We start from the raw sequence: 4778 nt of genomic DNA on the forward strand, positions 1-4778 counted from the left end.
GCCGACAGCATCGCGGTACTCAGCGGGGCACGCTCGGGACGTCGCTGGGCCAAACCCATTGCCATGGAATCGATTCTGCGCGGGGCCATGGGGCGTGTCGCGGGGTATCAGCGGGTCCGGCTGCGCGCCATCGCCGAGATCGCCATCGCCGGGCACGCGGCCGAGGGCGTGATGCACGCACTCGCCGAACTGCTCGACAACGCCTGCAACTTCTCCCCGCCCACCACGGAGGTGCACGTCTACGCCGCCGAGGTGCCCGCGGGCGTGGTGATCACCATCGAGGACAGCGGACTCGTGATGAGCGAATCCGCACTGCGCCGCGCCGAGGCGGCGGTATCGGGAACCGACGGGCGCGACGCGCGCGCGGATCTGTCCTCGCTCACCGGCACTCGCCTCGGGCTCGCGGTGGTGGGCCATCTCGCGCGCAAGCACGGGCTCACCGTCTCGTACCGGCCGTCGGCCATCGGCGGCACCGCGGTGGTCGTCGTGGTGCCGCGCGACCTCACCACCCGGGTGGAACCGGCGCCCCGCACACTGTCCACCATCGCCGCGGCCATCGCCGAGACACCGCGGGAACTCACCGGTCGATCCGACAGCACCGGTGAGAATCACGCGATCACACCGGCCGTCCCCGAACCGGCACTCCCCAAGCGCCGCCGGGGCAGCACCCTGGCCGCGGTGCACCCCGAGGGTCTGTCCACTCCGACATCCGCCGCGGTCCCGCCCGCCCCGTCGTCACCGTCGTCGCTGGGAGCCTTCCAGCGCGCCGTGACCGGGCGCGAGAACGGAGATACCGCAACCACTTCCCCCGTCCTGGAGGCCGATCGATGACAACGTCCGCGCCCGCACAACTCGGCTGGCTGCTCGAACAGCTACTCGGCCGCACCCCGCGCACCAGGCACGCGCTGCTGCTGTCCAGCGACGGGCTGAAAATCTGTCACACCCCGGAACTCGGCGTCGACAAGGCCGATCAACTGGCCGCCATCGCGGCGGGCATCCAGAGCCTCTCGCACGGGGCGTCGGTGGAATTCGGGGCGGGGCACAGCGGCGTGCGCCAGTCCATGACCGAGTTCTACGGCGGCATCCTGTTCATCGTGGAAGCCGGTATGGGCGCGCACATCGCGGTGATCGCGGCCGAGGACGCCGATGCCGGGCTGGTCGGCCACAATATGCGCGAGCTGGTCGAACAACTCGGCGAGCATCTCGCGGCGGCACCGCGCGGGGGAACGAGCCTGCCGTGAGCAGACCCGGCCGCGACGACTCCCCCGATCGGCTCTACACGCTGACGGGGGGCCGGAGCAGACCCGACTCCGACGCCTTCGATCTCGTAACTCTCGTTGTGAGCGAATGCGATCCGACGCCGGGAATGCAATCCGAGCACGCGGCCATCCTGCGCATGTGCACGGCGCCGACCGCCGTGGTGGAAATCGCGGCGGAGCTGCGCATCCCGGTCGGAATCGCCACCATCCTGCTGTCGGACCTGCTGCACGCGGGCCGGATCACCGTACGCCACCCGCACACCGGCACGGCCATCCCCGGCTCGCCGTGGACCGCGGTGCCGGATGCCACCACCCTCGAGAAGGTACTCGTTGGACTCCGCAAGCTTTGACCCCCGACCCGCCCGCGCCGACGCCCCCTTGCACAGCACCGCCCGCCAAGGGCTGAAGATCGTCATCGTCGGCGGTTTCGGGGTCGGCAAGACCACGCTGGTGCGTTCCGTCAGCGAGATCCGTCCCCTGGACACCGAGGCCACCATGACCGATGCCGGTGTGGGCGTGGACGATCCCGGTGGCGTGCCGGGGAAGTCGACCACCACCGTGGCCTTCGACTTCGGCCGCATCACCATCGACGCGGAACATGTGCTGTACCTGTTCGGCGCGCCGGGACAGGAACGGTTCTGGTTCCTGTGGGACCGGCTGTTCACCGGCGCGCTGGGCGCCATCGTGCTGGTGGATCCGCGTCGGATCGCCGACTGCTGGTACGCCATCGACCGGCTCGAACATCAGCGCACCCCGTTCGTGGTGGCGTGCAACGATTTCGGCGGACATCCGCACATGCCCGGCGACGTGCGCGACGCCCTCGACCTGGATCCCGCTGTGCCGCTGCTGAATTGCGACGCCCGCTCGCGCGAGTCCAGCAAGCGGGTGCTGATCACCCTCGTCGAGCACCTCTACGCCGAGGCCGCTCGGCGTCCCGACCTCACCCCGGAGACCGCCTCATGACCTCGCCCGACCTCGTGCCGGAGCGTTCCGGCGGGTGCCCGGTGCACCGTGATTCCGCCGTGCCGCTGAGCGGCCCGCGCTTCCACACCGATCCGTTCCGGCTCTACGCGGAGATGCGGCGCGAGCACGGGCCGGTGGTGGCTGTCGAACTGCCGGGCGGCATTCCGGCCTGGCTGGTGATCGGCTACCGCGAACTGCATCAGGTGACCAGCGACGCGGAGCTGTTTCCACGCAATGTCGCGCTGTGGAACCAGTGGCCGAATATCCCGCCGGACTGGCCGCTGCTGCCCATGGTCGGCTCGCCCATGCCGTCCATCTACTTCACCGCCGGTGCCGAGCACCGGCGGCACGTCGCCATGGTGGAACCCGCGCTGGAGTCGGTCAATCCGTTCGAATTGCGCGCCACCTGTGAGGAATTGGCGGATCGGCTGATCGACTCGTTCTGCGGGCGCGGCGAGGCCGACATGGTCGCCGACTTCGCCGAACCGCTGCCGGTGCTGGCCTTGGCGCGCATCATGGGCTTCCCGGACAGCGAGGCGCTGGAACTCGCGACCATCATGAAGCACATCGCCGACAGCGGTGCCGAGGCGCAGGCGGCGTACGGGCGCTTCAACCAGGCCATGGCGAATCTGGTGGCGGTCAAGCAGCAGCATCCGGCCGGTGATCTGGTGTCGATGATGCTGGCGCACCCCGAGCCGTTCACCGCCGAGGAGTACACCCTCGATCTCCAGGCCATCCTGGCCGCCGGACATCTGACCACCGCCGACTGGCTGGTGAACTCGCTGCGGCTCATGCTCACCGACGACCGGTTCGCGGCGGCGTTCGGCGGCGGACGCAGCAGTGTCGGCCAGGCCATGAACGAGGCGCTGTGGGAGGACACTCCGACGCAGATCCTCGCGGGACGCTGGGCGGCCCGGGACACCCGGCTGGCGGACAAGACGGTGCGGTCCGGGGATCTGCTGCTGCTCGGTCTGGGCGCGGCCAACACTGACCCTCATGTGCGACAGGGCATTTCGGATGGACCGGGCTCGGCCTATCTCGGCAACAGCGCGCACTTCGCGTTCAGTTACGGCGAATACCGGTGCCCGTATCCGGCGCAGCAGATCGCCGAGGTCATCGCGCGCACCGGAATCGAGGTACTGCTCGATCGGTTGCCCGATGTCGACTTGGCGGTGCCGCCGCAGAACCTGATGCGGCGACCCTCGCCGTTTCTGCGCGGGATGACTTCTCTTCCCGTGGTTTTCACTCCTGTTCGTGCTGTCGGAGGTTTCTCGTGAGTAGTCAATGCCCCATCGCCATCGACCCCATGATCGGTGATCTGGCCGGGGAGACCGACCGGTTGCGCGCGGCCGGGCCGCTGGCCCGCATCGACCTGCTGGGCGCCACCGCCTGGACGGTCACCGATCACAGCGTCGCCCGCCAGCTGCTGGTCGACAGCCGCCTGGTCAAGGACATCAATGCCTGGGGACTGTGGAATTCCGGTGTCGTCACCCGGCAGTGGCCGCTGATCGGCATGATCGACGCGGGACGCTCCATGTTCACCGTCGACGGCGCGGAGCACCGCCGCCTGCGCATCAAGACCACCCAGGCGCTGAGCCCGCGGCGGCTGGAGGCCCTGCGGCCCATGATCGAACGGTTCGTCGCCGAACTGCTCGACGATCTGGAGGCGGCGGGCAAGGACGGCGCGGTCGTGGATCTCAAGCAGGTCTTCGCGTATCCGCTGCCCATGCGGGTGGTCAGCGAGCTCATGGGCGTCGACAAGGCAGACCACGGGTATCTGCTGGAGTCGTACAAGGCGTTCTTCTCCATGCTGACACCGCACGAGGAGCGACTACGGCTGCTCGAAGAGCTGGACGTCTACTACCTGAAGATGGTGCGGGCCAAGACGGCCGACCCGACCGACGATCTCACCAGCGCCTTCATCCAGGCCGACGAGGGCGGTGAACCGCTCACCGAGGAAGAGGTGGTGGGCAATCTCAAGGCCCTGGTCGCCGCGGGCCACGAAACCACCGTCAGCCTGATTCTCGCCGCCGTGCGCGCACTGCTCACCCGGCCGGAACAGCTCGACAAGATCCGCTCGGGTGACTACGAATGGCGCAACGCCATCGAGGAGACCCTGCGCTGGGACGGGCCGGTCATCCACCTGCTGATGCGCTTCGCCACCGAGGACATCACCGTCGGTGACACGGTCATCGAGAAGGGTGAGGGCGTCGTCATGTCGTATCGGGCCATCGGCCGCGACACCGCCGTGCACGGTGCGGACGCCGACGAATTCGACATCACCCGGCCGACCGCCCACCGCAATATCTCCTTCGGTTACGGTCCGCACATCTGCCCCGGCGCGGCCCTGGCCCGCATGGAGGCCGCCATCGCACTACCCGCGCTGTTCGAGCGGTTCCCCGAGCTGCGGCTGGCGGTGCCGGTGGAGGAGATCGGCAATCTGCCCGTGCTCACCCAGAACGATCTGGCGTCCTTCCCGGTCCACGTGAGCTGACCCTCTCCGGCGGGGCGCCCCCGCGGGGGGGGGGCCCCCGCCCTGGTTAGGGGGGGGGTGGG

At 69.1% G+C, this 4778-nt stretch carries 6 protein-coding genes; all 6 read left to right on the forward strand.

The genetic code is table 11. The features are described 5' to 3' along the window. Positions 1 to 831, forward strand: an 831-nt coding sequence (locus QK444_RS32530; RefSeq protein ID WP_282785893.1) for an ATP-binding protein, incomplete at its 5' end; no start/stop codon positions are given. Beyond that, a complete protein-coding gene (locus QK444_RS32535) occupies positions 828 to 1241 on the forward strand; it encodes a roadblock/LC7 domain-containing protein (protein WP_282785894.1) in 414 nt (137 codons plus the stop codon). The genes QK444_RS32530 and QK444_RS32535, both read left to right, overlap by 4 nt. Beyond that, positions 1238 to 1609, forward strand: coding sequence for a DUF742 domain-containing protein (locus QK444_RS32540; protein ID WP_282785895.1), 372 nt, complete (start codon positions 1238 to 1240; stop codon positions 1607 to 1609). The genes QK444_RS32535 and QK444_RS32540 overlap by 4 nt, the downstream gene beginning before the upstream one ends. Before the next feature lie 28 nt (positions 1610 to 1637). Next, positions 1638 to 2222: an ATP/GTP-binding protein gene (locus QK444_RS32545; RefSeq protein ID WP_282785897.1), complete on the forward strand. Its 585-nt coding sequence runs from the start codon at positions 1638 to 1640 to the stop codon at positions 2220 to 2222. Beyond that, positions 2219 to 3499, forward strand: coding sequence for a cytochrome P450 (locus QK444_RS32550; protein ID WP_282785896.1), 1281 nt, complete (start codon positions 2219 to 2221; stop codon positions 3497 to 3499). The genes QK444_RS32545 and QK444_RS32550 overlap by 4 nt, the downstream gene beginning before the upstream one ends. Next, positions 3496 to 4716 carry a cytochrome P450 gene (locus tag QK444_RS32555; RefSeq protein WP_039817822.1) on the forward strand — a complete coding sequence of 407 codons (1221 nt, stop codon included), beginning with the start codon at positions 3496 to 3498 and terminating at the stop codon, positions 4714 to 4716. The genes QK444_RS32550 and QK444_RS32555 overlap by 4 nt, the downstream gene beginning before the upstream one ends. Positions 4717 to 4778: the final 62 nt, after the last annotated feature.

This window comes from Nocardia sp. CC201C, assembly GCF_030010695.1.
Taxonomy (GTDB): Bacteria; Actinomycetota; Actinomycetes; order Mycobacteriales; family Mycobacteriaceae; genus Nocardia; species Nocardia otitidiscaviarum.